The organism is Sunxiuqinia sp. sy24, from assembly GCF_052677165.1.
Genome location: NZ_JBQYLH010000044.1, coordinates 1 through 1,007, shown reverse-complemented (window position 1 = coordinate 1,007; position 1,007 = coordinate 1). Strand labels below are relative to the sequence as shown.

1 protein-coding gene is annotated in these 1,007 nt (G+C 34.4%); it reads right to left on the bottom strand.

Annotation, left to right across the window (positions count from 1 at the left end):
* Positions 1–91: 91 nt before the first annotated feature.
* The gene (locus tag ACUNWA_RS19010) at positions 92–763 is read right to left on the bottom strand and encodes a hypothetical protein (RefSeq protein WP_445593509.1); all 672 of its coding nucleotides are present in this window, start codon (positions 761–763) and stop codon (positions 92–94) included.
* Between the last annotated feature and the right edge of the window lie 244 nt (positions 764–1,007).

Sequence of the window (1,007 nt, the reverse complement as noted above, 5' to 3'; positions counted from 1 at the left end):
GTATACGAGACCCGTACGTACGGTGGTGTGAGAGGCGCTCCGGTGGGCTATTAGCTCACCGGCCGTCTACTCGATTATAGCCATGTGCTTTTTATTTTTTTATCCATTTTACAATAGCAACAGCATCTTTCCATTGTTCAGCAATTGCTCCATCTGTTTCGTAATTGAAATAGTTCTCAAAGTCAAGTAAAATTTTTCTTGCTTTCTGTTCTCCATTTAAAGCGAGAATTTCAAGTTTTCCAATGACATTTTCCAGGACATTCATTTCTCCATTTACTTTAATACTATCCAACTCGTTGTAAAATTTTTCTATTCTTTCTTTTTCAATTTTAATTTCTTCAAAATTGGGGGTTTGTCCTGTTGCCAATACTTTTACTCCATTCTTGAGTACTTTCTCAATTCCAATTGGAACTTGTATCCATTTCCAATTGTCCCCCGCTGGAAGATATTTTAATTCTATTATTACTAATATTCCATTTTCTATAGAAACTTGGCAATTCTGAACTGCATCATATTGTGTCAATGAGATTCCTGTTTTGCAATTGAAAACATCAAATTCTGATATCAACACTATACTATCAGAAATCTTCTTTTCTTCGTAGCCACAAACAGAAATTTTATCTCCATCTGAGAACTCAACTGTCAAACTTGGTTTATCATTCTCAGTTGAGCCAATCCCGTCAAAACATCCACAGTCTTTGTTTTGACTAAACAATAAATTTGAGATTAGAAACAGAATACTTATTAAAATTGCATTTCTCATGATTTGTAGTTTTTTCAGCATTGGCTATAACACTTGTATACCCACAGTCTTGTGGATATATTCGCTTTAGTTGGATGTGTTTTTGGTGGTTAAAACACTGGTTGTGTCGGGGTGGTAACTGTAGTAGGGTCGTTCTCTCATTGGTTTTTTAGGTTTAGATTTGTAAGTAAGTTGGTTAGCTTATAGACAAATATAATATTATTGTTTCAATAGTCAATTTCATCCAATAGATCGGGTGTCTGAA

Excerpts from the sequence above, each read along its gene's own strand:
- ACUNWA_RS19010 (WP_445593509.1), bottom strand. The coding sequence starts at position 763 with ATGAGAAATGCAATTTTAATAAGTATTCTGTTTCTAATCTCAAATTTA.